The following is a 21,320-nucleotide window of genomic DNA, read 5'->3' on the forward strand; positions in this document are numbered from 1 at the left end:
AACTCGGTCACCCCTCCGGTGAGCGCTCTGCCATCCGTTTCGCGACCCGCGCGATGGTCTCGCGAAGCCACGTGTGCGCCGCGTCGTGGGTGTGGACGGGGTGCCACCAGAGAGCTTCGTGGAGGGGCATGGCGCCGCACGGCGGCTCCATGATCCGAATGCCTGCGGCGTCCCGCAGCCGCTCGGCGAGCCTGGCCTGGACGAGAGCGATTCTCCCGGTTCCGGCGACGAGGAAGCACAGTGCCTGGAAGGTGTCGGCGGAGACCTCAGAGCGGGGCTCGATGCCGAGCATGCTCAGCTGCCGCGTCGACGGTGTGTCGTACAGCCGCCGGTACGTCACCCAGGGCAGCCGGCTCAGGTCGTCCGGCGTGAGCTCGTCGCCCACCTCCGCATTGTCCTGTGAGACCACGAAGACCCAGCGGTCCTGGAAGACCTCGACCGCCGGGTAACCGCTGATGAAGCCGTGCGGCAGCAGCATCCCGTCGGTGGTGCTCAGCAGCGCGGCCGTCTCCTCGGTGACCGTGGCGGGAGTCAGCTCGAAATGGAGCCGGACCCCGGGCGCCTCCGCGTGAATGGTGCGGGTCAGTTCGGTGCCGAAGACCGTCACCGCGTAGTCCGAAATGATGATCTTGAACTCGTGGCGGTCCTCGGCCGGGTCGAATTCGGCCTGGCTGCTGAAGACCCGTTCCGCCATGTCGCAGGCCCTGGCCGTCCGGTCCAGCAACGCCTGGCCGAGGGCGGTCAGCTCGTAGCTGTTGCCAGTCCTGAAGAGGAGCTCGTCGTCGAAATGCCGGCGCAGTCGCGCGAGGGCGCCGCTCATCGCGGGCTGGCTGAGCCCGATGCGCTGCCCGGCCTTGGTGACGTTGCGTTCCTCCAGCAGAGCGCGCAGAGCAACCAGGAGATTGAGGTCAAGGCTGGCCAGGTGCATGGCGCTCCCGAGGGCTGGTCACCCGCCGCAAGACGAGAGACGAGACAAGAAGCTCATCGGTGCCGCCGATGAGCTTCATCCGGCGAATCGATTTCCCCAATCAGATGCGGTGCGGCCAGATTAGTCGCACCGCCACCGAGAGGACACATCCGTGAAACGTGATGTTGATTCACCGACCTTCTCCGGCCCCTTCGCCCTCGGCACCGTCAGCGCACCAGGCCGGGATCCGTTCCCCGCTCTGGTCGTGCCGGGCCGCCGCGTGCTTGACCTGCGTGCCGCTCTGGGCGCGCCGGAGCTCACCGTGCGCAGGCTGCTGGAGGGCTGGGACGAGGTGCTGCCCCGTCTGCGCACTCTGGCCGCGGACACGACCGACGACTGGCTGCCGCTCGACGGCCTGCGGGTACATGCCCCGGTGGAGCCACGGCAAGTGTTCCAGTCCGGCGCCAACTACCGGCAGCACGTCATCGACCTGGCCGTCGCCCACCGCGCCCCCGAAGACCCCCGCACGGTCGAGGAGGCGCGGACGGAGTTCGCGGAGGTCATGGACCGGCGAGCGCGCGAGGACCTGCCCTACGTGTTCATCGGTCTGCCGAGCGCGATCACCGGCCCGTACGACGACGTGGTACTCCCCGCATGGGCCGCACAGCCCGACTGGGAACTGGAGCTGGCGGCCGTGATCGCCAAGCCCACCCACCAGGTCTTTGTGGAGGAGGCGCTGGAGTACGTCGCCGGCTACACCATCGCCAACGACCTCACCGACCGCGCCACCGTCTTCCGCCAGGACATGCCCGGCATCGGCACCGACTGGCTGCACAGCAAGAACGCTCCCGGCTTCACCCCGCTCGGCCCCTGGATCGTCCCCGCCGAGTCAATCGCGGACCCCGGTGACCTGCGGGTCACGCTGAAGCTGAACGGCGACACCATGCAGGACGAGTCCACCAAGGACATGCTCTTCGACATCGCACGGCTGGTGTCGTACATCTCCCAGACCTCCCGGCTCCTGCCCGGTGACCTGGTGCTCACGGGCAGTCCGGCCGGCAACGGCATCCACTGGGGACGCCTGCTGCGCGACGGTGACGTCATGGAGGGATCCATCACCGGGCTCGGTGTGCAGCGCACCCGCTGTGTGGCGGAGACACCGGCATGAGGCTGGACCGGCGGGACCCCGAGGGCGCGATCGCCGAGGCCGCGAAGGCGTACTCGAACTGGGGACGCTGGGGAGAGGACGACGTTCTCGGCACCCTGAACTTCCTCGACGAGGCGAAACGCCGCGAGGGCATGGCCCTGGGCCGACGCGGGGTGAGTTTCTCTCTCTCACAGCGCTTCGACATGAACGGACCGCAGAGAGGCTGGCTCAGGCGCACCAACCCCATCCACACCATGCTGATGACCGGGGCCGACGCGGCGCTCGGCAACCAGGGCACCCCGCACGGCATCGGCGGCGCCGACGACCTCATCACGATGCCGCTGCAGTGTTCCACCCAGTGGGACGGACTCGGCCACGTCTTCGACCACGGCTTCGCCTGGAACGGGCGGCGGGCCGACAAGGTCGTCACCTCCGACGGTGACCTCGTCACCGGCATCGAGCACATGGCCCCGCACGTCGCCGGGCGCGGCGTCCTCCTCGACGTGGGACGGGCCATCGGCGTCGACGGCGAACTGCCCGACGGTTTCGCCATCACCGAGGAGCACCTGACCGCCACGGCCGAGGCACACGGCGTCATCGTCGGCCGGGGTGACATCGTCCTCGTGCGCACCGGGCAGCTGGCCCGGGTCCGGCGCGAGGGCTGGGGCGAATACGCGGGCGGTGACGCACCCGGCCTGTCCTTCACCACCGCCGGCTGGCTGCACCGGACCGAGATCGCCGCGATCGCCACCGACACCTGGGGATTCGAGGTCCGGCCCAACGAGTTCGAGAACGCCTTCCAACCGCTGCACCAGGTCGTCATCCCCAACATGGGCCTTCTGATCGGCGAGATGTGGGACCTCGACGCCCTCGCCGAGGACTGCGCGGCCGACAGCGTGTACGAGTTCTGGCTCACCGCCGCGCCCCTGCCCATCACCGGAGCCGTCGGCTCACCCGTCAACCCCATCGCCGTCAAGTAGCGCATCGGCCCGATCGCCGTGAAGTAGCTGGATCGCACAGCCAGAGGAACAAGGGAGTTCCCATGACCGACACTCGCACCGTCCTCGTCGTCGGCGGCGGCACCGCAGGAAACGGCCTGACCGTCCTGCTCCGCAAAGCCGGCATCGACGTCGACCTCGTCGAAGCCCAGGCCGACTAGAACGTCCACGGCTCCGGCATCACCACTCAAGGCAACGCCCTGCGCGTCCTGCGCGAGATCGGCGTGTGGGAGGAGGTCGAGAAGCACGGCTTCGGGTTCGACGCGCTCGGCATCACCGCTCCCGACGGGACGGTGCTGCACGTCGACGCGCATCACCACACTGGCGGACCGGACCTGCCTGCGGTTGTCGGCATGCAACGGGCGGACCTCCAGCGCATCCTCATCGACGCGGTCCAAAGATCCGGTGCCCGGGTCCGGCTGGGCACCACCGTCCAGCAGCTGGAACAGGACGCCGCAGGTGTCGACGTCACCTTCAGCGACGGCACGTCGGGCCGGTACGACCTGGTCGTCGCCGCCGACGGACTGCACTCCGCGACCCGCGCCATGATCGGCATGATCGAGCGGCCCGAACCCGTCGGCATGGGGATCTGGCGTGTCTGCGCACCTCGTCCCGCACGTGTCGAGCGCACTGATCTCGCTTACGGCGGACCCTGTTACATCGCCGGTTACTGTCCCACCGGCCCGGACTCCCTCTACGCGTACCTGGTGGAACCTCAGCGGGACCGCGCGAGCCTCGTCCCCGACGCCTACGCCGAGGAGATGCGCCGTCTCGCCGAGCCGTACGGCGGTGCCTGGGACGAGATCCGCGCGTCCATCACCGATCCGAAGAAAGTCAACTACACGGTGTTCACCCGGCACCTGGTCGAGGGCTCCTGGCACCGCGGCCGCGTCGTGCTCGTCGGCGACACCGCGCACAGCTGCCCGCCTACTCTCGCCCAGGGCGCCGCGATGTCCCTGGAGGACGCCCTGGTCCTGGCGGAGCTGCTCGCCGACCACGACGACTGGAACGACGAACTGCTCACGGCCTACTACGAGCGGCGCATCCCCAGGGTCCGGCTGGTCGTGGACGGCGCCGTCCAGATCTGCCAGTGGCAGCTGGACGGGGTACGCGACGCCGACGTGCCCGGTTTGATCGGCCGCACGATGACCATGCTGACGGAACTGCCGTGACAACGCCGACCGTCGACGTCCACGCCCACGTCGTACTCCCCGAGCTGGAGGAGGCCGTCGCCGGGTGGCCGGAACGCGCCGCCGCACGCGCTCTGGAGGCCCGCCGCAACGGCCCAAAGGCCCAGGCCGTCAGTGGACCCATGATCCGTGAACGCATCCCCATGCTGGCCGACGCCAAAGCCCGCCTGGCCGCGATGGACGCCTGCGGTGTCGACATACAGCTCGTGTCTCCCGTCCCCGACTACCACTACTGGGCGGACGAGGAGCTGGCGCGCACCGTGTGGGAGCTGGCCAACACCGGTGTCGCGGCACACTGCGCGCAGGCACCGGAGCGGCTGCGCGGCCTCGGGCTGGTCCCGCTCCAGCACCCTCACCTGGCCGTCGAGGCTCTCGAACACGCCTTGGAACAGGACCTGTCGGGTATCGAGATCTCCTCGCACGCACCCGGCCGCGAACTGTCGGACCCCGCATACGAACCCTTCTGGAGCCGCGCCGAGGAGACCGGGGCGGTGCTGTTCCTGCACCCCTACGGCTGCACCCTCGACGAACGCCTGGACCAGTGGTACCTGTCCAACACCGTCGGCCAGCCCACCGAGAACGCCGTCGCGCTCTCCCACCTGATCTTCTCCGGTGTCCTGGACCGGCACCCGGAGCTGAAGCTGATAGCCGCGCACGGGGGCGGCTATCTTCCCACCCACATCGGCCGCTCCGACCACGCCTGGCGGGTCCGTCCCGATGCCAAGGGCTGCGCCCACCCACCCAGCAGCTACCTCAAGCGGCTGTACTTCGACTCGCTCGTCCACGACCCGTCCGTCCTGCGCGAGCTGATCCGGATCGCGGGCACCGACCGGGTGCTGCTCGGTTCCGACTTCCCCTTCGACATGGGGGCCGACGACCCACTGGCCGCCCTGCGAGCCGCTCACCTGCCCGACCCCGACTTCCACGCCATTCGTGGTGCCAACGCGGCATCGCTGCTGCGCCTCACCTGAGGCCACTCGAACAGGAGCCCCACTCATGACCGAGCGTCTGCTCACCCACCTGAGGCATGTCGACCTCGCCGTTCCCGACTACGACAAACAACTCGACTTCTACGCCGGCATCTGGGGCCTGACCAAGATCGCCGAGGACTCCGGCGTCTCCTTCCTCGCTGCCGAGGGCAGCCCCGAGCAGTACATCGTGCGGCTGCGCAAGGATGAGGAGAAGCGCCTCGACCTCATCTCCTACGGCGCCGCCACCCCGGCCGACGTCGATACCCTCGCTGAACAACTCCTCGCCGGAGGAGTGCAGTTGATCTCCCAGCCGGGCAAGGTCGACACACCCGGAGGCGGCTACGGCTTCCGCTTCTTCGACATCGACGGGCGCACCATCGAGGTCTCCGCGGACGTCACCGTACGACAGCACCGCAAGATCGAGGAGAAGGAGTCGATCCCGGTCAAGCTGTCGCACGTCGTCATCAACTCCCCCGATCTCAACGCCACCAAGGAGTGGTACGAGCGCCACCTCGGCTTTCGGCTCTCCGACACCCTCTGGCACCCCAGGATGGGCGAGGCCATGCACTTCATGCGGATCAGCTCCCAGCACCACTCCATGGCCATCGCCCAGGGCCCGCACACCGCCCTGCACCACATCTCCTTCGAGATGCGCGGCATCGACGAGTACATGCGCGGCACCGGCCGACTGCTGCGCGCCGGGGTGCACAAGGTATGGGGCCCCGGCCGCCACTACGCGGGCGACAACACCTTCTCCTACTTCCACGACCCGCACGGCAACACCGTCGAGTACACCACCGAACTGGAGCAGTTGGACGAGGACACCTGGCACCCCCACGTCTACGACTTCTCCACCGACGAGGTCTCCGACCAGTGGGGCACGGCCAACCCCGTGAACGAACTGGTCGCCAAGGAGTCCTTCAACGACCCCGACCGCGGCTGCTTCATCGCCCCGCCGGTCTGATCCTCCCTACTCCGGGGGCACGGCGATGCCCCGCTCATCGCCCTGAGTGCCCGCCGTGACCCCGGCCCAGCCCTCTGGAGCCCCCATGCGCTTCGCCACGTACGAGTATCAGGGCCGCCGCCACTGCGGCGTGATGGACGGTGCCGCCATACGTCCCTTCCCCGACGGCACGACACTGCTCGACCTGATCTGCTCCGGCCTCCCGCGAGCGGCAACGGACCTCCCACCCACCGCGGACCCGGTCCCGCTGGACGCCGTACGGCTGCTCCCGCCCCTGGAACCGCCGTCCGTGCGCGACTTCTACACCTTCGAAGAGCACATCGAGGGCGTACGGCGCTCCGGGGACCGCGGCGTACCCGAGGCGTGGTACGACGCACCCACCTTCTACTTCACCAACCCCCAAGCCCTGATCGGCGCGCACGACGACGTCCCGTATCCCCCCGGCAGCAAGGTGCTGGACTTCGAACTCGAGGTCGCGGTCGTCATCGGCCGCGAGGGCCGCGACCTGACGCCCGAGCAAGCGCGCGACCACATCGCCGGATACACCCTGTTCAACGACTGGTCGGCCCGCGACCTCCAGATCCGCGAAATGCAGGTCGGACTCGGCCCCTGCAAGGGCAAGGACACCGCCACCACCCTCGGCCCCCACCTCGTGACCCCGGACGAGCTGGAGCCGTACCGGGACGCCGACGGCTTCCTGCGCCTCGCACTGACCTCGGAGATCAACGGCGTGGTCGTCGGCAAGGACCTGCTGTCCAACATGAGCTGGACCTTCGAGGAGATGATCGCCTACGCCTCGCGCGGTACCGTCGTCCGCCCCGGCGACGTGCTCGGCTCGGGCACCTGCGGCAACGGCGGCTGCCTGGCCGAACTGTGGGGTCTCCGAGGGGAGCGGATCCCGCCGCCGCTGAAGCCGGGCGACACCGTCGCCCTCACCGCGGACGTCCTCGGCTCCGTCCGCAACACCGTCATCCCCGGCCCGGAGCCGGTACCCCTCCCGACCGGACGCCGACGTCCCCGAAGCCGACCCTGAACGGACCGGACTCCGACGTCACACCCGCCCTGCTCAGCCACGACACCGCATCGGTCGCGCGGATGAGCCGGATCCGGCATACCGATCGCACGGAGGGTGGGCGGCGGGCCCCCGAGGCCGCATAGTCGTCCCACCTGCACGCCGCGTCCCCGTTCTGCGTCGGCGTGACGTCCTCCCGGCATACGAGCGCCGTTGGCGCCTGTACGGCATGCCCACTCCACACACCGTCCCCAGGAGTTGCCATGACTGCTTCCGTTCCCTTGCCCTCCGCCGCGATCGACGAGTCCGCCCTGCCGTCCGTGAGTGTGTCGGGCCCGGCACACCTGCTACGGGTGAGCGCGCTGATGGCGGGCAGTTGTCTGCCCGTGCTGGGGGCGGTACTGATCGCTCCTGTGCTGCCGAGGATGCAGGACCACTTCGCCTCGACCACCGGCGCCAAGGCGCTCGTCCCTCTGGCGCTGACCATTCCGGCGCTGGCGCTGGCGCTGCTGGCGCCGTTCGCCGGTGTGATCGTGGACCGCGTGGGCCGCAAGCGTCTGCTCCTGGTGGCGACCGTCCTGTACGCGCTGTTCGGCACTGCACCGCTCTGGCTGGACTCGCTGGGCGCTATCATCGCCAGCCGCGCCCTGGTCGGCGTCACCGAGGCTGCCATCATGACCTGCTGCACCACCCTGATCGGCGACTACTACTCCGGTCACCGGCGGGTGAAGTACCTCGCCCTGCAGACCATGTGCGCCTCCGCGTCCGCCACGGCGTTCTTCGTGCTCGGCGGCGCTGCCGGTGCGGCAGGCTGGCGGGTCCCGTTCTGGGTGTACGCGGTGAGCCTGCTGCTTGCCCCGATGCTGGCCTTCGCCCTGCCCAGACCGACGGCGGGCGAGGTCACAAAGACAGCCGTGGAAGGTCTCCCGGCTGCCCATCGCCCCTTCCTTTGGCGGCAGATGACGGGCATCTGCGCCCTGACCTTCTTCGGGGCGATGATTTTCTACACCGTTCCCGCGGAGATGTCGTACCTGCTCGATGACCTCGGCGTGGAGAACACTGGTGTCATCGGTCTGGCAACCGCGGGCGCGAGCGCTGCCACGGTGGCCGGAGCGATCACCTTCGCCCGGCTGAAGCGCTCCCCCGACCCGATGCTGCCCGCCGTCCTCACCATCTGCGCGGCCGGTTTCGGCGTGATGTTCCTCGCCGACAGCATCCCGCTGATGGTCGTCGGTGCAGTGATCAACTGCCTGGGTACGGGAATGCTGTTGCCGGCGGTCCTCACCAGTGCCATGTCCCGGCTGAAGTACGAGGACCGCGGCCGGGGCACGGGGCTGTGGACATCTGCCTACTTCGGTGGCTGTTTCGTGTGCCCGCTGGTGCTGCTCGCCGTCGAGTCGGTGGTCGGCACTCTGGCCGGTGCCGTGGGCCTGCTGGGCCTGGCCACCGCGGCAATCGCGCTCGGGCTGCTGGTCGCCGGGCGGCGGGCCGTGCACACGGGCCCCGCACGATCCGTGTGAACACCCTGGAGACCCCGACCGACGGCGGCCTCACCGCGCACAGCGGCGCCGCGCCGGTCTCGGACGCCGTGCGCCAGGAAACCTGAACCACGCGCCCCGCGCCGCCGGGGCACCCGAACCAGCAGAAAGGCCCTCTCACCCATGGACAAGGCCCGCCCAAGCGCCGACGAGGCGGTCGCCGACATCCCCGACGGAGCCTCCCTGGCCGTCGGCGGCTTCGGCCTCAGCGGCATCCCCGACGTACTCATCCAAGCCGTGCACGCCCAAGGCGCGACAGGTCTGGAGGTCGTGTCGAACAACTGTGGTGTGGACGGGCACGGACTCGGGGTCCTGCTGGCCGACGGCCGGATCGCCCGCGTCACGGGCAGCTACGTGGGCGAGAACAAGGAGTTCGCCCGTCAGTATCTGTCGGGCGAGTTGGAAGTGGAGCTGGTGCCGCAGGGCACGCTCGCCGAGCGGCTGCGCGCCGGCGGCGCGGGCATCCCCGCCTTCTACACCCCGGCCGGGGTGGGCACCCAGGTGGCGAAAGGCAGTCTGCCTTGGCGGTACGCGGCCGACGGCACGGTGGCCGTGGCCTCCCCGCCCAAGGAGACCCGCGACTTCAACGACCGTACCTACGTCCTGGAGCACGGCATCACCACCGACTTCGCCCTCGTACGGGCCTGGCGCGGCGACCGCCACGGCAACCTCGTCTTCCGCAAGGCGGCCGCCAACTTCAACCCCCTCGCCGCCATGGCCGGCCGCATCACCATCGCCGAGGTCGAAGAACTCGTGGAACCGGGCGAGTTGAGCCCCGAGGCGGTCCACCTGCCGGGCGTCTTCGTCCAGCGGGTGGTGGAACTGACCTCGGCCGAGGCGGCCGACAAGAAGATCGAGAGAAGGACCGTACGCGCATGACCACCACGCCCGATACGCAGCTGGGCTGGACCCGCGACCAGATGGCCGCCCGCGCCGCCGCCGAACTCACCGACGGCTCCTACGTCAACCTCGGCATCGGCCTGCCCACTCTCATCCCCGGCCACCTCCCACCCGGCGTCCACGTCGTCCTGCACTCCGAAAATGGCATCCTCGGCACCGGCCCCTACCCGACTGACGATGAGGTCGACCCCGACCTCATCAACGCCGGCAAGGAGACCGTCACTGTCCTGCCCGGCGCGAGCTTCTTCGACTCGGCTCTTTCCTTCGGCATGATCCGCGGCGGCCACATCGACACCGCCGTCCTCGGCGCCATGCAGGTCTCCGCCACCGGCGACCTCGCCAACTGGATGATCCCCGGCAAGATGGTCAAGGGCATGGGCGGCGCCATGGACCTCGTCCACGGCGCCCGCCGCGTCATCGTGCTCATGGAGCACACCGCAAAGGACGGCAGCCCCAAGATCGTGAAGGAGTGCACCCTCCCACTCACCGGCGAACAGTGCGTCCACCGCATCATCACCGACCTCGGCGTCCTCGACATCACACCCGACGGCCTCGCACTCGTCGAAATGGCCCCCGGCGTCACCATCGAGGACATCACGGCCCGCACCGACGCGCCACTCCGCTTGGACCACCTCTCCGCCGCCGGGACGCCAACGGAGACGTGGTCTTGCGCGATCCCACCGGCGCTCTATTCGGCCTTACCCGGCACGCCCGATAGTGCCACTCCGCCCGAACAAGTTGCCCCGGGCAATCGCGCACCAGCCTGTTACACTCCCCGATCACGCTTTCGCGGTTCTGTGTCCTGGAAGCTTCGGTGTTCAGGTTGTGCTCAGGCTCTGACGGGCATGGGGAAACTCCCGTACCGGAAGCGCCAAAACTCTGGCAAAGGGGTCTGGGGCGAGGTCCGGGCGCCATGTCATGGTGCCTGCCATGTCGACTGATCACCTCACTCACGACCGGCCCGCGGGCCACATCCGTCACGCGGCGAGCAAGGTGCCGGAGGTGACCGTCTACTTCTGGATCATCAAGGTGCTGACCACCGGGATGGGTGAGACGGCGTCCGATTTCCTGGCCCACCTGCTCGGCCCGGTCCCCGCTGTCGGCCTCGGCGGCATCGCCCTGGTGGCCGCTCTCGCGGTGCAGTTCGCCGTCCGTCGGTACGTGGCCTGGGTCTACTGGACGGCGATCGTCATGGTCAGCGTGTTCGGCACGATGGCCGCCGACGTCCTGCACGTCGGCCTCGGCGTGCCGTACACGCTCTCGACCCCGTTCTTCATGGCCGCGCTGGCGGCGGTCTTCGCCCTCTGGCACCGCGTCGAGCGCACCCTGTCGATCCACAGCATCCACACCCGGCGCCGCGAGAGCTTCTACTGGGCCGCCGTGCTGGCCACGTTCGCGCTGGGCACCGCCGCGGGCGACCTCACCGCCACCATCGGCCTCGGGTACCTGGGATCCGCAGTCCTGTACGCCGCCGCGATCGCCGTTCCGGCCGTCGCCCACCGGTGGGGGAGCCTGAACGCGGTGGCCGCGTTCTGGGCGGCGTACGTCATCACCCGGCCGCTCGGTGCCTCTGTCGCCGACTGGATGGCCGTCGGCCACGGCAGGGGCGGACTCGACCTGGGCCTGGGGCCCGTCACGCTGTCCTGGACGGTGGCGATCCTCGGCTTCGTCGGCTACCTGGCCGTCTCCCGCAAGGACGTCCAGCGCGACATCACGCCATGATGCGCCGGTGGCGTCGAGTGCGGCGTGGTCACCCGGCGGGCAGGCTGACCACGAACCGTGCCCCGGGGGTGTGTCCGGGGTCGTACGTCACCTCGCCCCCGGCGGAGCGGGCCAGGCGTCGCGCCAGCGGCAGACCCAGGCCCGCTCCGCTGTGTCCGTCGCCGGGATCCGCGCGCCGACCGGGCTCGAAGAGCTGTCCGGTGAACGGGGGCGGCACGCCGGGGCCGTCGTCGATGACGTCGATGCGCACGCCGTCGCCTGCGCGGTAGGCGCGGACGGTGATCTTGGAGCGGGCGTATCGGCAGGCGTTGGTCAGGAGCGGGCTGACGATGCGCTCGAGGAGGGCGGGTGGGACTCCGGCCGCCAGAGGTGGGCCGTCAGCAGCGACCGTCAAGTGACATGGCGTGTCGAGGACTTCGGTGAGGCGCCGCAGCGCGGGGAGGACCTCGGCGGTGCCGGGAGCGGTGAGTGTGCCGCCGCGGGCGTCGTCGAGGAGGGTGTCGCAGATGGTGCGCATGGACTGGGCGGCTTCGGCGATGACCTTGTGGGTGGCGTGCGTCTGGTCGGCGGTGCGGGGGTGAGTCCGCCACCAGTCGAGTTCGGCGATGATCCGGCTCAGGGGTGTGCGCAGCTCGTGCGAGAGTTCGCCGGTGAGCTGCCGCTCGTGGCGCAGGAGGGTGCGGATGCGGTCCAGTATGGCGTCCAGCGACGCACCGAGGCGCGCGAGTTCGGCCGGGTGCCGCGTATGGCCGAAGCGTTCTTCGGAAGCGACGGCGCTCCACTGGGTGGCCTGATCGGTCATCCTGCGGACCGGGCGCAGCGCGCGGCCCACCGCCAGCCGGGTCAGGGCATAGGTGCAGGCGAGCATCACGGCGTCCAGGGCGAGCGATCCCAGGAGCAGGGTGTCGGCCGAACTCCGGTAGGGGGAAAGGTCGAGCGCGGTGACCACCAGAACCCCGCTCTTGTCCGAGGACACCCGCTGTGAGCACAGCCGGAAGGGGCTGTCCACGTCGGCGGTGACGCACCGCGGCCCGCCATGCCCGGCGAGGGCGTCGGCGACGCGGGTGAGGGGACCGGCGTTCGGCGGCTCTTCCAGAAGGTGTCCGTCGCCGTAGATCCACACGTTGGCGTCGAGGAGGGCGTCGTTGGAGGTCTCCAGGACCCGCACGGTCGTGCCGGTGGTGTCGATGGTCGTCGCGACGGCGGCGGCGCGGGTGCGCAGTTCGTCGTCCGCCTGGTGCTGGAGGCGGTGCCGGGCCACGGCGTTGAAGGTGACGGTGAGGACCAGCATCAGCAGCGCGGCCGTGGTGAGGGCCACGAGGGAGAGACGGCCGCGCAGCGTGCGGGGCGCCAGACGGTGGAGGAAGGCGGTCACGGCGGGCCGCAGCCGGTGGCGGGTGCCGCTCATGACAGCCGGTGGCCGATCCCGCGGGCCGTGCCGATCGTCCGCTCGCTGCCCGCCGCCCGCAGCTTGCGGCGCAGGCGGGTCAGATACTGGTCGAGGGTGTTGTCGTGGACCTGGGCGCCTTCGGGCCAGGCCGCCCGGACCAGCTCGTGGCGGCGCACGATGCCGCCGGAAGCCGCCATGAGGGCCGCCAGGAGACGGAACTCGGTCGGTGTCAGGTCGACTCGGGTGCCTTGGACGCTGACCATGTGCCGCACGGCGTCCAGTGCCAGGTCGCCCGCTGTGGCGGCAGGCGGCGGTGCGGCCCGTTTGAGGGCTGCCCGCAGGCGGGCCGCGAGTTCGGCGAGGTGGAACGGCTTGGGCAGGTAGTCGTCGCCTCCGGCCGAGAACCCGGACAGCCGGTCGGCCAGCCGGTGGTGGGCGGTCAGGAAGATGACGGGGGAGAGGAATCCGTTGGCGCGCATCGCCTGGCACACGTCCCGGCCGTCGGCGTCCGGCAGCCCGATGTCGAGCACGGCGGCGGAGATGTCGGGGGTGGCCAGTCGTAGGGCGGTGGCGCCGTCCGGTGCGGGCACGGGGTCGAAGTCCTCGTCGCGCAGTCCGCGCATCAGCACGTCACGCAGGGCGTGATCGTCCTCGACGACCAGGATCGTCTGGCGCATGGTCCTCCTTCTGCTCTCGTGCCAGGTCCGTCTGTTCGGGCGCTGTGCGCGTTCGGCCCCCTGCTGTGCTGCCCGTCGGTTCTGCCGTCTCGGCTGTGCTGCCCGTCGGTTCTGCCGTCTCGCGCGCCGAGCCGGTGTCCGTGTCCGTCGTGCCGGGGGTCCATCGGTCGGGGAGCCAGCGGGCCACGGCGCACAGGTAAAGGCCCAGCCAGCCGAGGGCGAACAGCCAGCCGCCGATGACGTCGGTGAACCAGTGCACTCCGAGGTAGACGCGGGTCAGGCCGACCAGGGCGCCCCAGCCGCCGATGACCAGGGTGAGCGGGGTCGTGCCGCGCGGCCCACGCACCCGCACGGCGATGATCAGCAGCCCCGCGGTGAGGGCCGCCGTGGTGGTGTGACCGGACGGGAACGCCCATCCCGAGGCATGCGTCGCCCAGTCCGTCAGGGGTGGCCGCGGCCGGGCGACGAGCGCCATCACCGCGTACCGCAGCGCCTGGCCCGCCCCGAGGCAGCCCAGACAGAGCGCGACGGCGAGTGCGCGCTGCCGTGAGGTGCGCCCCGCGATGATTCCGGCCAGCACCGCCGGCGCGTACGGGACGACACCGGTCCCGGTGTCGGTCAGCCCGCGGGCGAATGCCACCGCCACGTCGGGGCGGTGGCCGACGGACCACGAGAGGATGTCGGCGTCCGCGAACAGCGGTATGCCCTGGTGGCCCACCACGACCATGGTCAGCACGCCGAAGGCCGTCCACGCGCCGAGGCCGCAGCTGCCGGCCAGTTCGGCGACCTCGCCGCGTTTCACGATCCCACCAGCAGCGGACGCAGACGGGTGGCCGCGAGCCGCAGGGCTGCGGACTCCGCACGCCTGCGCAGGGCCGACATGAGGAGCAGGGCGGTCACGGCGCCCACCACGACGCCTGCCAGCACGTCGTGGGGGTAGTGCGCGCCCACCCAGACACGTGAGACGGCCATCGCGCAGGCGGCCGCCGCGGCGAGGGCGCCGAGCCGGCGGGAGACGAACAGCAGGGCTACGGCCGCCGCGGCGGCGACGGCCGCGTGGTTGCTGGGGAAGGACCAGTCGCCGGGTGCCGGACACGCCTCCAGCGTGGTCACCCGCAGGCTCTGGCAGGGCCGGTCCTCGCGCACCAGCAGCTTCAGCACCGCGTCCACCCCGAAGGCCACGACCACGACGAACGGCACGGCGAGCGCCGTCACCGAGGCGGTGGCGCCGACACGCCGGGCGTGCCACCAGCCGACGGCCATGAGCACCGCGAACAGGGCGAGCCCGTACGTCGACCAGGCCGACACCGTGTCGTCCAGCCGGACGGGGGAGTGGCGGGCGAGGTTCACCACGTCGCTGTAGGCCGAGCCGTCGACCGACGAGCCGTCAAGGGCGAGAATCATCCGCGTGCCTCCTTCGCCTTCGCGGCCCGGCGCGAGCGGTACACCTCGGAGGCGACCGGAATCAGCGACAGGGCCACGATCACCGCGACGATCGGCAGCAGATAGTGGTCCACGTTCGGCACGGAGGAGCCCAGCGCATAGCCCGCCAGGGTGAGGCCCAGGCTCCACACGAGCCCTCCGGTCACCTGCCAGACGGTGAACGTCCGCACCGGCACCCGCAGGGCGCCCGCCATGGGATTCAGGACCGTGCGCACCACCGGAACGAAGCGGGCCAGGACGATCGCCTTCGCGTACCCGTACCGCTCCAAAAGCTCCTCCGCGCGTCTCGCCCCCTCGTGCAGGCGGGCCGAGCGGCTACGGGCGAGCAGGGTGCCGCCCGCTCGACGGCCCAGGAGGTAGCCGCACTGCGAGCCGGCCAGCGCCCCCACCGCCGCGGCGACCAGGAGCGGGGCGAGCGACAGCTTCAGGCCGCGGTCGTCGGCGCCCGTGCACAGCAGACCGGCCGTGAACAGCAGCGAGTCGCCCGGCAGGAAGAAGCCGATCAGCAGTCCGGTCTCGGCGAACAGCACCACGCCGACGCCCAGCACGCCGAACGCGGACAGCAGCGACCGCGCGTCGAGCACATTGACGGCGAGCTGCGACGACAGGTAGGTGGCGGTGGTCATCGTCGAAAGCCCCTTCATCGTTCTTCCGGACCGTCGGGATGCGACAGAACACCGGCACGGCCCATCCGACACGTGACTACAATCCTGTAGACGGTCTACTGAACTGTAGACGATGGCGGAGTGAGGAACGTTCCCATCAAGGACGCGCGGCGTGCGCGGCCACCACGTGCTGCCCGCCGGAGTCGGCGCGACTGCGGTCAATCTGCGGTTCCTCACCCGCTCGGGCCCGTCCACCGCCCGTCGCACGCCGCACGCCGCACGTCAACGAACGCGGAAGGCAGCGCAGGGGGCCACGTGGCCACGTAGTACCGCGGTACTACCGGCCCGCCGCGGTTCAGCCTCCCAGTACCACCGGATTCGGGTGATGCGGCACCTACCGTTGCCGGTGAGGCGTCCGAGGTGACGGACGCCGGAGCCCGACAGGGAGAACGCGAATGATCGACGCACGGCGGTTGACCAAGAGGTACGGCGAGAAGACGGCCGTCGACGGGCTGGACTTCGTCGTGAAGCCCGGCACGGTGACCGGCTTCCTGGGGCCCAACGGCGCGGGCAAGTCCACGACCATGCGCATGATCGTCGGCCTTGACGCCCCGACGAGCGGTTCCGTCACCGTGAACGGCCACCCCTACGCCCATCACCGGGCGCCGCTCCAGGAGGTCGGTGCCCTCCTGGAGGCGAAGTCGATCCACCCGGGCCGCTCGGCATACAACCATCTCAGAGCGCTCGCGCTCACCCACGGCATTCCCGGCAGCCGGGTCGACGAGGTCATCGGCCTCGCCGGACTCGACAGCGTGGCGAAGAAGCGGGCCGGCGCCTTCTCTCTCGGGATGGGCCAGCGGCTGGGCATCGCGGCGGCGCTGCTCGGCGATCCGCAGACGGTGATGCTCGATGAGCCGGTCAACGGGCTGGACCCGGAAGGGGTGCTCTGGATCCGCAACCTCCTGAAGGGGCTCGCCGACGAGGGCCGGACGGTGTTCGTGTCCTCCCACCTGATGAGCGAGATGGCCCTGGTGGCGGACCACCTGATCGTCGTGGGACGCGGGCACCTGCTGGCCGACACGACCGTGACGGACCTGATCCGTGAGGCCGGCGGGGACACGGTGAAGGTGGTCACCCAGGACCCGGCCCGGCTGCGAGACGTACTTGCCGGGCCGGACGTCGACGTCACCGGCCGGATCGGCTCGGAAGAGCTGCAGGTGACCGGGCTGACCGCCCGCGAGATCGGGCTGAAGGCCGCCGAGCACGGGATCGCGCTGTTCGAGCTGAGCGTGCGGACGGTGTCCCTGGAGGAGGCGTTCATGGACCTGACCAGGGATGCCGTGGAGTACCACGGCACCACGACCGGCATCGACACCCTCGGGAGGCCCGCATGAGCACCCTCACCGCAACCGCGGAGGAACCCAGGACCTCTTCCGCCCGCCCCGCCTACCGGGTGACAGGACGGCGCGTGCTCGCCTCCGAGTGGGCCAAGCTGTGGTCCCTGCGCTCGACCTGGATCACCCTGGGCCTCGGCCTGCTGTTCCTGGTGGCCTTCGGCCTGATCTCCGCGAGTCGCTACAAGTCGGGGATCGCCTCGGGCCACCTGGACCGGGACTTCGCCGATTCGACGGCCGTCAGCCTGTCCCTGTTCGGTACGAACTTCGCCCAGCTGGCCCTGGGCGTGCTCGGCGTGCTGGTCACGGCGGGCGAGTACTCCACCGGCATGATCCGTTCCACGCTCGCGGCGGTGCCCCGCCGGCTGCCCGTGCTGTGGTCCAAGGCGGCCGTGTTCGGGCTGGTCGCACTGATCGTGGGGACGGTGGGCGGGTTCGTCTCCTTCCTGTTCGGCAGTGGAATCGTCTCGGGCACGCCCGCGGCCATGAGCCTCTCGCACGCCGGTGTACTGCGGAGCCTGCTGGGCGCCGGGCTCTACCTCGGCCTGGTCGGGGTGATCGGCGCCGCCCTGGGCGCGCTGCTGCGGTCGGTGGCCGGAGGGATCTCGGTGCTGGTCGCCGCCCTGATGCTGATCCCGGGACTGATCTCCCTGCTCCCGAGTTCCTGGCAGGACGACATCAGCCCCTACCTGCCCTCCAACGCGGGTGAGTCGATGTTCGCGCTGACCCACGACTCCACGGCCCTGTCGCCGGGCGCCGGACTGCTGGTCTTCCTGTGCTGGACGGCGCTCGCGCTGGGCGGCGCGGCGTACCGGCTCGCACGCACCGACGTCTGACGCCCGCACCATGGACAGGTGACCTTCGTGACCACCGATGACCTCAGCGGGATGGGACCGCTGGTCGCCCGGCTGTCCCGGGGCGGCCAGCGGTTGCGGCAGGCCGACCGGACCCATCCGTGGGTGCTGGACACCGTGGTCGTGGTCCTCGTCTTCGGGATGTTCTGCCTGCCCGACCTGCTGCGCGGCGGGGTGGACGACGGCGACGGCCCGCGCCGCTTCCGGCTTGCCTTCACCGAGTTGTCCGTCGCGGGAATGCTGGCACTCCAGGCAGGACTGGTACTGCCCCTGCTGTGGCGGCGACGCAAGCCCATGGCGGCCTTCGGTGTCATCGCCATGGTGTTCGTCGTCCAATGGTCCCTGGGCGCGGCGCTGCGTGCGGACGTCGCGCTCTTCGTCGCCCTGTACAGCCTGGCCCTGCACGGTCGGCTGCGGCAGCTGCCGTGGGCCGCTGCGGTCATGGCGGGAGCCATGCTGCTGGTCGCGGTCGCGGTCGCGGTCCGCGCGTCCGCGGTCGTGTCCGTCTGGGACGCGCTGTTCTTCCTGCTCAGCACGGCGACGGCAGCCCTCGCGCTCGGCCTGGTGATCCGGATCCGCCGGGCCCAGCTCGCCGGCCTGCGGGAGCGCGCGGCCCGGCTGGAGATCGAGCGCGACCAGCGCAGCAGGCTGGCCACGGCCACCGAACGCACCCGCGTGGCGCGCGAGATGCACGACATCGTCGGCCACAACCTGTCCGTCATCATCACGCTCGCCTACGCCGGCGCCTACGCCGGCGACATCGCACCCGAACGGGGCAAGGAGGCCCTGCGGCTCATCGGGGACACCGGCCGGCAGGCCCTGGGCGAGCTGCGGCGCGTGCTCGGCGTGCTGCGCGAGGCAGAGGACGGTCCGGCCGGTGGGCCCGAGCTCAGCCCGCAGCCCGGCATCGCGGACATCGGCGCACTGTGCGCCACCGTGCGCGCCGCCGGGCTGGAGGTCGTCTACCGGACCTCCGGCGACATCGAGGCCCTGGACGGCGGGGTTCAACTGACGGTGTACCGCATCGTCCAGGAGGCCCTCACCAACACCATGAAGCACGCCGCCGGCGACGCCCAGGTGCACCTGGCGGTCGCCGTGACGGACACCCGGCTGACCATCCGGGTCCAGGACACCGGCCCGGCCACACTGTCCGGACCGCCGAACGAGGAAGGACACGGCCTGGTGGGCATGCGGGAGAGAGCGGCTCTGTACGGAGGCACCGTCAGCGCGGGACCGACGGGCGGCGGAGGATGGAGCGTCGAAGCCGTCCTCGACCTCACGCCCCGGGGCGGTGACCGGTGACCACCGTCCTCATCGTGGACGACCAACAGCTGCAACGCTACGGCTTCCACCTGCTCCTGGACTCCGTCCCCGAGACCGACGTCGTCGGGGAGGCCGCCCACGGCGCGGAGGCCGTCCGCAAGACCGCCGAACTGCGCCCGGACGTCGTCCTGATGGACGTCCGCATGCCGGGCATGGACGGCATCGAGGCCACCCGCCGCATCGTCGCCGCCGGCGGCCGCTCACGCGTCCTCGTGCTCACGACGTTCGACCTCGACGAGTACGTCCACGCCGCGATCCGGGCGGGGGCCAGCGGCTTCCTCCTCAAGGACGCGCGCCCCGAGGAACTCCTCGCGGGGATCCGCGCCGTCGCCTCCGGAGACGCGGTGATCGCACCCGCGCTCACCCGCCGCCTTCTGGACGAGTTCGCCCAGTACGTCCCCGCCCGACGGGGTGATGCCGCCGAGGACCCGAGACTCGGTGCCCTCACCGACCGCGAGCGGGAGATCCTCGTCGCCGTCGGCAAGGGCTGGACCAATGGCGAGATCGCCGCCCGGTTCGTCCTGTCCGAGTCGACCGTCAAGACCCACGTCGGCCGCGTCCTGGCCAAGATCGGAGCCCGCGACCGGATCCAGGCCGTGATCTTCGCCTACGACCACGGCCTCGCCCGGCCCAACGCGGACTGAACCCGATGAGCGGCGGCCGGGGAGACCGGCGACCTGCTCGCTGCGGGCGCGCCGCGGGGCCGCCCTTCACATGTCCAGGCGGTACCGGTGTACGCGCAGGGTGGTGATGCGGGCCAGGCAGCCGTGGTGGACCGAGGCGGCGGCGCAGGCCGGCCGTGGTGACATCCCGGCCGGGGAGTTGGCCGGCCGCGACGGAGAGCCCGGCCCGCGGGCTCACCGCCGGACGGCTGCCGCGGCAGCCGTCCGCCCGCCGCCCGAGTCCCACCTGCTCCGGCAGCGCCCCGGCCCGCACGGCGGGACGGCCGCGCACCGCATGCTGGGCGAGTCGGATGTTGTCGCGCACGGTCGGACGCGGCAGCAGGTCGCGGGATGGCAGAAGCACTCCTGGCCAGGAGGGATCAGGCGCCTGCCGTGGGAGACGGAGCAGGTCGGAGGCGTGTGACGATCCGGTTCGCGGCTGTCTTCTGCAGCAGCCCGTAGGCGAGGACCGGCAGGAGCAGGTGCGGTTTGTCGGGCAGGGACGCGGTGATCAGAACCGCGCTCGCGCTGCTGTTGTTCATGCCGCAGGCGAGCGTCAGCGACGAGGCGGTACCCGCCTCCAGCCGCAGGATGCGGGCGGCGGCACGGCCCAGGGCGAAGGAGAGCAGACAGACCAGGGCCGCCACGGCCAGCGCGGCGGCGAAGAGCTGCGGGCGGGGCCGGGTGAGAACGGATCCGAGGGCGCCGCTCGCGTTGACGTAGGTCAGGACCAGCGAACCGGCCATGGCCGACGGTGCCACCGCCGTGACGAGACGGCTCAGCCACCGCGACGGCAGGACGAGTGCGCCCAGCAGTCCCGCCGCGCAGGGAAGGACCACGGGGGTGAGGGCCGCCCCGCCCTCGGCCAGCCGCGCGATGGCAGTGAGGGTCTGGGCGTAGCCGCCGCTGAGCAGCGGCGAGAGCGTCGCCAGCAGCAAGGGGGTGGTGAGCGGACTGAGGAGGGTGGAGGCCAGGACGAGGCCCACCATCGTCGGCTGGTCGCCGTCGCCCTTGTCGGTCCACACGGTGGCCCCGGCGGCGACCGGCATCGCCACGACGAGGATCATCGCGGTGAGCAGTCCGCTGCCGCCGTCGGTGTCGGGGGTGCGCCGTAACAGGAACGCGATGAACGGCACGACGGCCAGCGGGATGGCGAGGTGCAGCACGAGCCCGGCGAGCAGGCCCGTCGGCCGCCGCAGCAGAGGGCCCAGCGCGCGGAAGGGTACCTGGAGCCCGGCGGAGAACAACACCAGGGACAGCAGGAGCGGTGCGGTGTGCAGCGCCAGGTTCGTCGGCGGCAGGGGATGGGGGCGGCGCAGCCAAAGGCCGGGGCCGGGCAGGAGCAGGGCGAGGGCGTAGGAGAGGACGGCGGCGCGGCCGAGCCGGTGCCGCAGCCAGGACGCCGCGCGGGTGTGCATGGCCCCATCTTGATCAGACCGGACGAGACCGGCCGGGAATGCCGCGCGGCAGTCAGGATGCGTTCAGGCAACCGCTGGCACGGTAGGGCCTCGGCGGTCGGGGCCGCCGAAGTGCGGGGCCACGGCGCGCTGTCACCGAGACTGCTTGCGGCGCGGCGCCGCCGTCAGGCGACTGCAGCGGCTGCGGGGGCCCGGCTATGGGGGC

19 protein-coding genes and 2 pseudogenes are annotated in these 21,320 nt (G+C 70.9%); 14 read left to right on the forward strand and 7 right to left on the reverse strand.

Annotated elements, in window-relative coordinates:
• Positions 1-7 precede the first annotated feature (7 nt).
• Complete coding sequence (locus tag AQJ58_RS35475) at positions 8-928, reverse strand: LysR family transcriptional regulator (protein ID WP_067257847.1); 921 nt, start codon at positions 926-928, stop codon at positions 8-10.
• Between the two features lie 151 nt (positions 929-1,079).
• Here AQJ58_RS35475 and AQJ58_RS35480 point away from each other — a divergent pair, with 151 nt between their 5' ends.
• The 10 genes and pseudogenes from AQJ58_RS35480 (at position 1,080) to AQJ58_RS35525 (ending at position 11,349) form a co-directional block, all read left to right on the forward strand.
• Positions 1,080-2,075 carry a fumarylacetoacetate hydrolase family protein gene (locus tag AQJ58_RS35480; RefSeq protein ID WP_067257849.1) on the forward strand — a complete coding sequence of 332 codons (996 nt, stop codon included), beginning with the start codon at positions 1,080-1,082 and terminating at the stop codon, positions 2,073-2,075.
• Positions 2,072-3,034 (forward strand): cyclase family protein, encoded by a 963-nt coding sequence (locus AQJ58_RS35485; protein ID WP_067257852.1) that lies wholly within the window; start codon positions 2,072-2,074, stop codon positions 3,032-3,034. The genes AQJ58_RS35480 and AQJ58_RS35485 overlap by 4 nt, the downstream gene beginning before the upstream one ends.
• A 62-nt stretch (positions 3,035-3,096) precedes the next feature.
• Positions 3,097-4,224, forward strand: a pseudogene (locus AQJ58_RS35490) (FAD-dependent oxidoreductase).
• Positions 4,221-5,213: an amidohydrolase family protein gene (locus tag AQJ58_RS35495; protein ID WP_067257854.1), complete on the forward strand. Its 993-nt coding sequence runs from the start codon at positions 4,221-4,223 to the stop codon at positions 5,211-5,213. Before AQJ58_RS35490 ends, AQJ58_RS35495 begins: the two are co-directional and overlap by 4 nt.
• Before the next feature lie 25 nt (positions 5,214-5,238).
• On the forward strand, positions 5,239-6,177 hold the full coding sequence (locus AQJ58_RS35500; RefSeq protein WP_067257857.1) for a VOC family protein: 939 nt from the start codon (positions 5,239-5,241) through the stop codon (positions 6,175-6,177).
• An 85-nt stretch (positions 6,178-6,262) separates the two neighbouring features.
• Positions 6,263-7,210, forward strand: a complete 948-nt coding sequence (locus tag AQJ58_RS35505) for a fumarylacetoacetate hydrolase family protein (protein WP_067257860.1) — start codon at positions 6,263-6,265, stop codon at positions 7,208-7,210.
• Between the two features lie 242 nt (positions 7,211-7,452).
• Positions 7,453-8,709: an MFS transporter gene (locus tag AQJ58_RS35510; protein ID WP_067257863.1), complete on the forward strand. Its 1,257-nt coding sequence runs from the start codon at positions 7,453-7,455 to the stop codon at positions 8,707-8,709.
• A 141-nt stretch (positions 8,710-8,850) separates the two neighbouring features.
• Entirely contained in the window at positions 8,851-9,606 is a 756-nt protein-coding gene (locus AQJ58_RS35515) for a CoA transferase subunit A (RefSeq protein WP_067257865.1), read from the forward strand.
• A 20-nt stretch (positions 9,607-9,626) separates the two neighbouring features.
• Positions 9,627-10,268 (forward strand): annotated as a pseudogene (locus tag AQJ58_RS35520) (CoA transferase subunit B); the annotation flags it as partial.
• A gap of 289 nt (positions 10,269-10,557) precedes the next feature.
• The gene (locus AQJ58_RS35525) at positions 10,558-11,349 is read left to right on the forward strand and encodes a COG4705 family protein (RefSeq protein ID WP_067257867.1); all 792 of its coding nucleotides are present in this window, start codon (positions 10,558-10,560) and stop codon (positions 11,347-11,349) included.
• Between the two features lie 28 nt (positions 11,350-11,377).
• Here AQJ58_RS35525 and AQJ58_RS35530 read toward each other — a convergent pair whose 3' ends face one another.
• The 5 genes from AQJ58_RS35530 to AQJ58_RS35550 are packed head-to-tail and all read right to left on the reverse strand — an operon-like array spanning position 11,378 to position 15,485.
• Positions 11,378-12,757 carry a sensor histidine kinase gene (locus AQJ58_RS35530; protein WP_067257869.1) on the reverse strand — a complete coding sequence of 460 codons (1,380 nt, stop codon included), beginning with the start codon at positions 12,755-12,757 and terminating at the stop codon, positions 11,378-11,380.
• Positions 12,754-13,416, reverse strand: a complete 663-nt coding sequence (locus tag AQJ58_RS35535) for a response regulator transcription factor (protein WP_067257872.1) — start codon at positions 13,414-13,416, stop codon at positions 12,754-12,756. The genes AQJ58_RS35530 and AQJ58_RS35535 overlap by 4 nt, the downstream gene beginning before the upstream one ends.
• A complete protein-coding gene (locus AQJ58_RS35540) occupies positions 13,370-14,218 on the reverse strand; it encodes a phosphatase PAP2 family protein (RefSeq protein ID WP_067257874.1) in 849 nt (282 codons plus the stop codon). The genes AQJ58_RS35535 and AQJ58_RS35540 overlap by 47 nt, the downstream gene beginning before the upstream one ends.
• Complete coding sequence (locus AQJ58_RS35545; RefSeq protein WP_067257876.1) at positions 14,215-14,820, reverse strand: phosphatase PAP2 family protein; 606 nt, start codon at positions 14,818-14,820, stop codon at positions 14,215-14,217. The genes AQJ58_RS35540 and AQJ58_RS35545 overlap by 4 nt, the downstream gene beginning before the upstream one ends.
• Positions 14,817-15,485, reverse strand: coding sequence for a DedA family protein (locus tag AQJ58_RS35550; RefSeq protein WP_067257877.1), 669 nt, complete (start codon positions 15,483-15,485; stop codon positions 14,817-14,819). The genes AQJ58_RS35545 and AQJ58_RS35550 overlap by 4 nt, the downstream gene beginning before the upstream one ends.
• A gap of 434 nt (positions 15,486-15,919) precedes the next feature.
• Here AQJ58_RS35550 and AQJ58_RS35555 point away from each other — a divergent pair, with 434 nt between their 5' ends.
• Genes AQJ58_RS35555 through AQJ58_RS35570 form a run of 4 tightly spaced genes read left to right on the forward strand, consistent with a single transcriptional unit; the run spans position 15,920 to position 19,679 of the window.
• Entirely contained in the window at positions 15,920-16,858 is a 939-nt protein-coding gene (locus tag AQJ58_RS35555; protein ID WP_067257881.1) for an ABC transporter ATP-binding protein, read from the forward strand.
• A complete protein-coding gene (locus tag AQJ58_RS35560) occupies positions 16,855-17,694 on the forward strand; it encodes an ABC transporter permease (RefSeq protein ID WP_067257887.1) in 840 nt (279 codons plus the stop codon). The genes AQJ58_RS35555 and AQJ58_RS35560 overlap by 4 nt, the downstream gene beginning before the upstream one ends.
• Before the next feature lie 27 nt (positions 17,695-17,721).
• A complete protein-coding gene (locus tag AQJ58_RS35565; protein WP_067258175.1) occupies positions 17,722-19,014 on the forward strand; it encodes a sensor histidine kinase in 1,293 nt (430 codons plus the stop codon).
• Positions 19,011-19,679 carry a response regulator gene (locus tag AQJ58_RS35570; protein WP_067257890.1) on the forward strand — a complete coding sequence of 223 codons (669 nt, stop codon included), beginning with the start codon at positions 19,011-19,013 and terminating at the stop codon, positions 19,677-19,679. Before AQJ58_RS35565 ends, AQJ58_RS35570 begins: the two co-directional genes overlap by 4 nt.
• 398 nt (positions 19,680-20,077) lie before the next feature.
• On the opposite strand, the gene AQJ58_RS35580 is transcribed toward AQJ58_RS35570, so the two are convergent.
• Entirely contained in the window at positions 20,078-21,115 is a 1,038-nt protein-coding gene (locus tag AQJ58_RS35580; RefSeq protein WP_067257895.1) for a bile acid:sodium symporter family protein, read from the reverse strand.
• Between the last annotated feature and the right edge of the window lie 205 nt (positions 21,116-21,320).

Source organism: Streptomyces sp. DSM 15324 (assembly GCF_001514285.1).
In the GTDB taxonomy this organism is placed as follows: domain Bacteria; phylum Actinomycetota; class Actinomycetes; order Streptomycetales; family Streptomycetaceae; genus Streptomyces.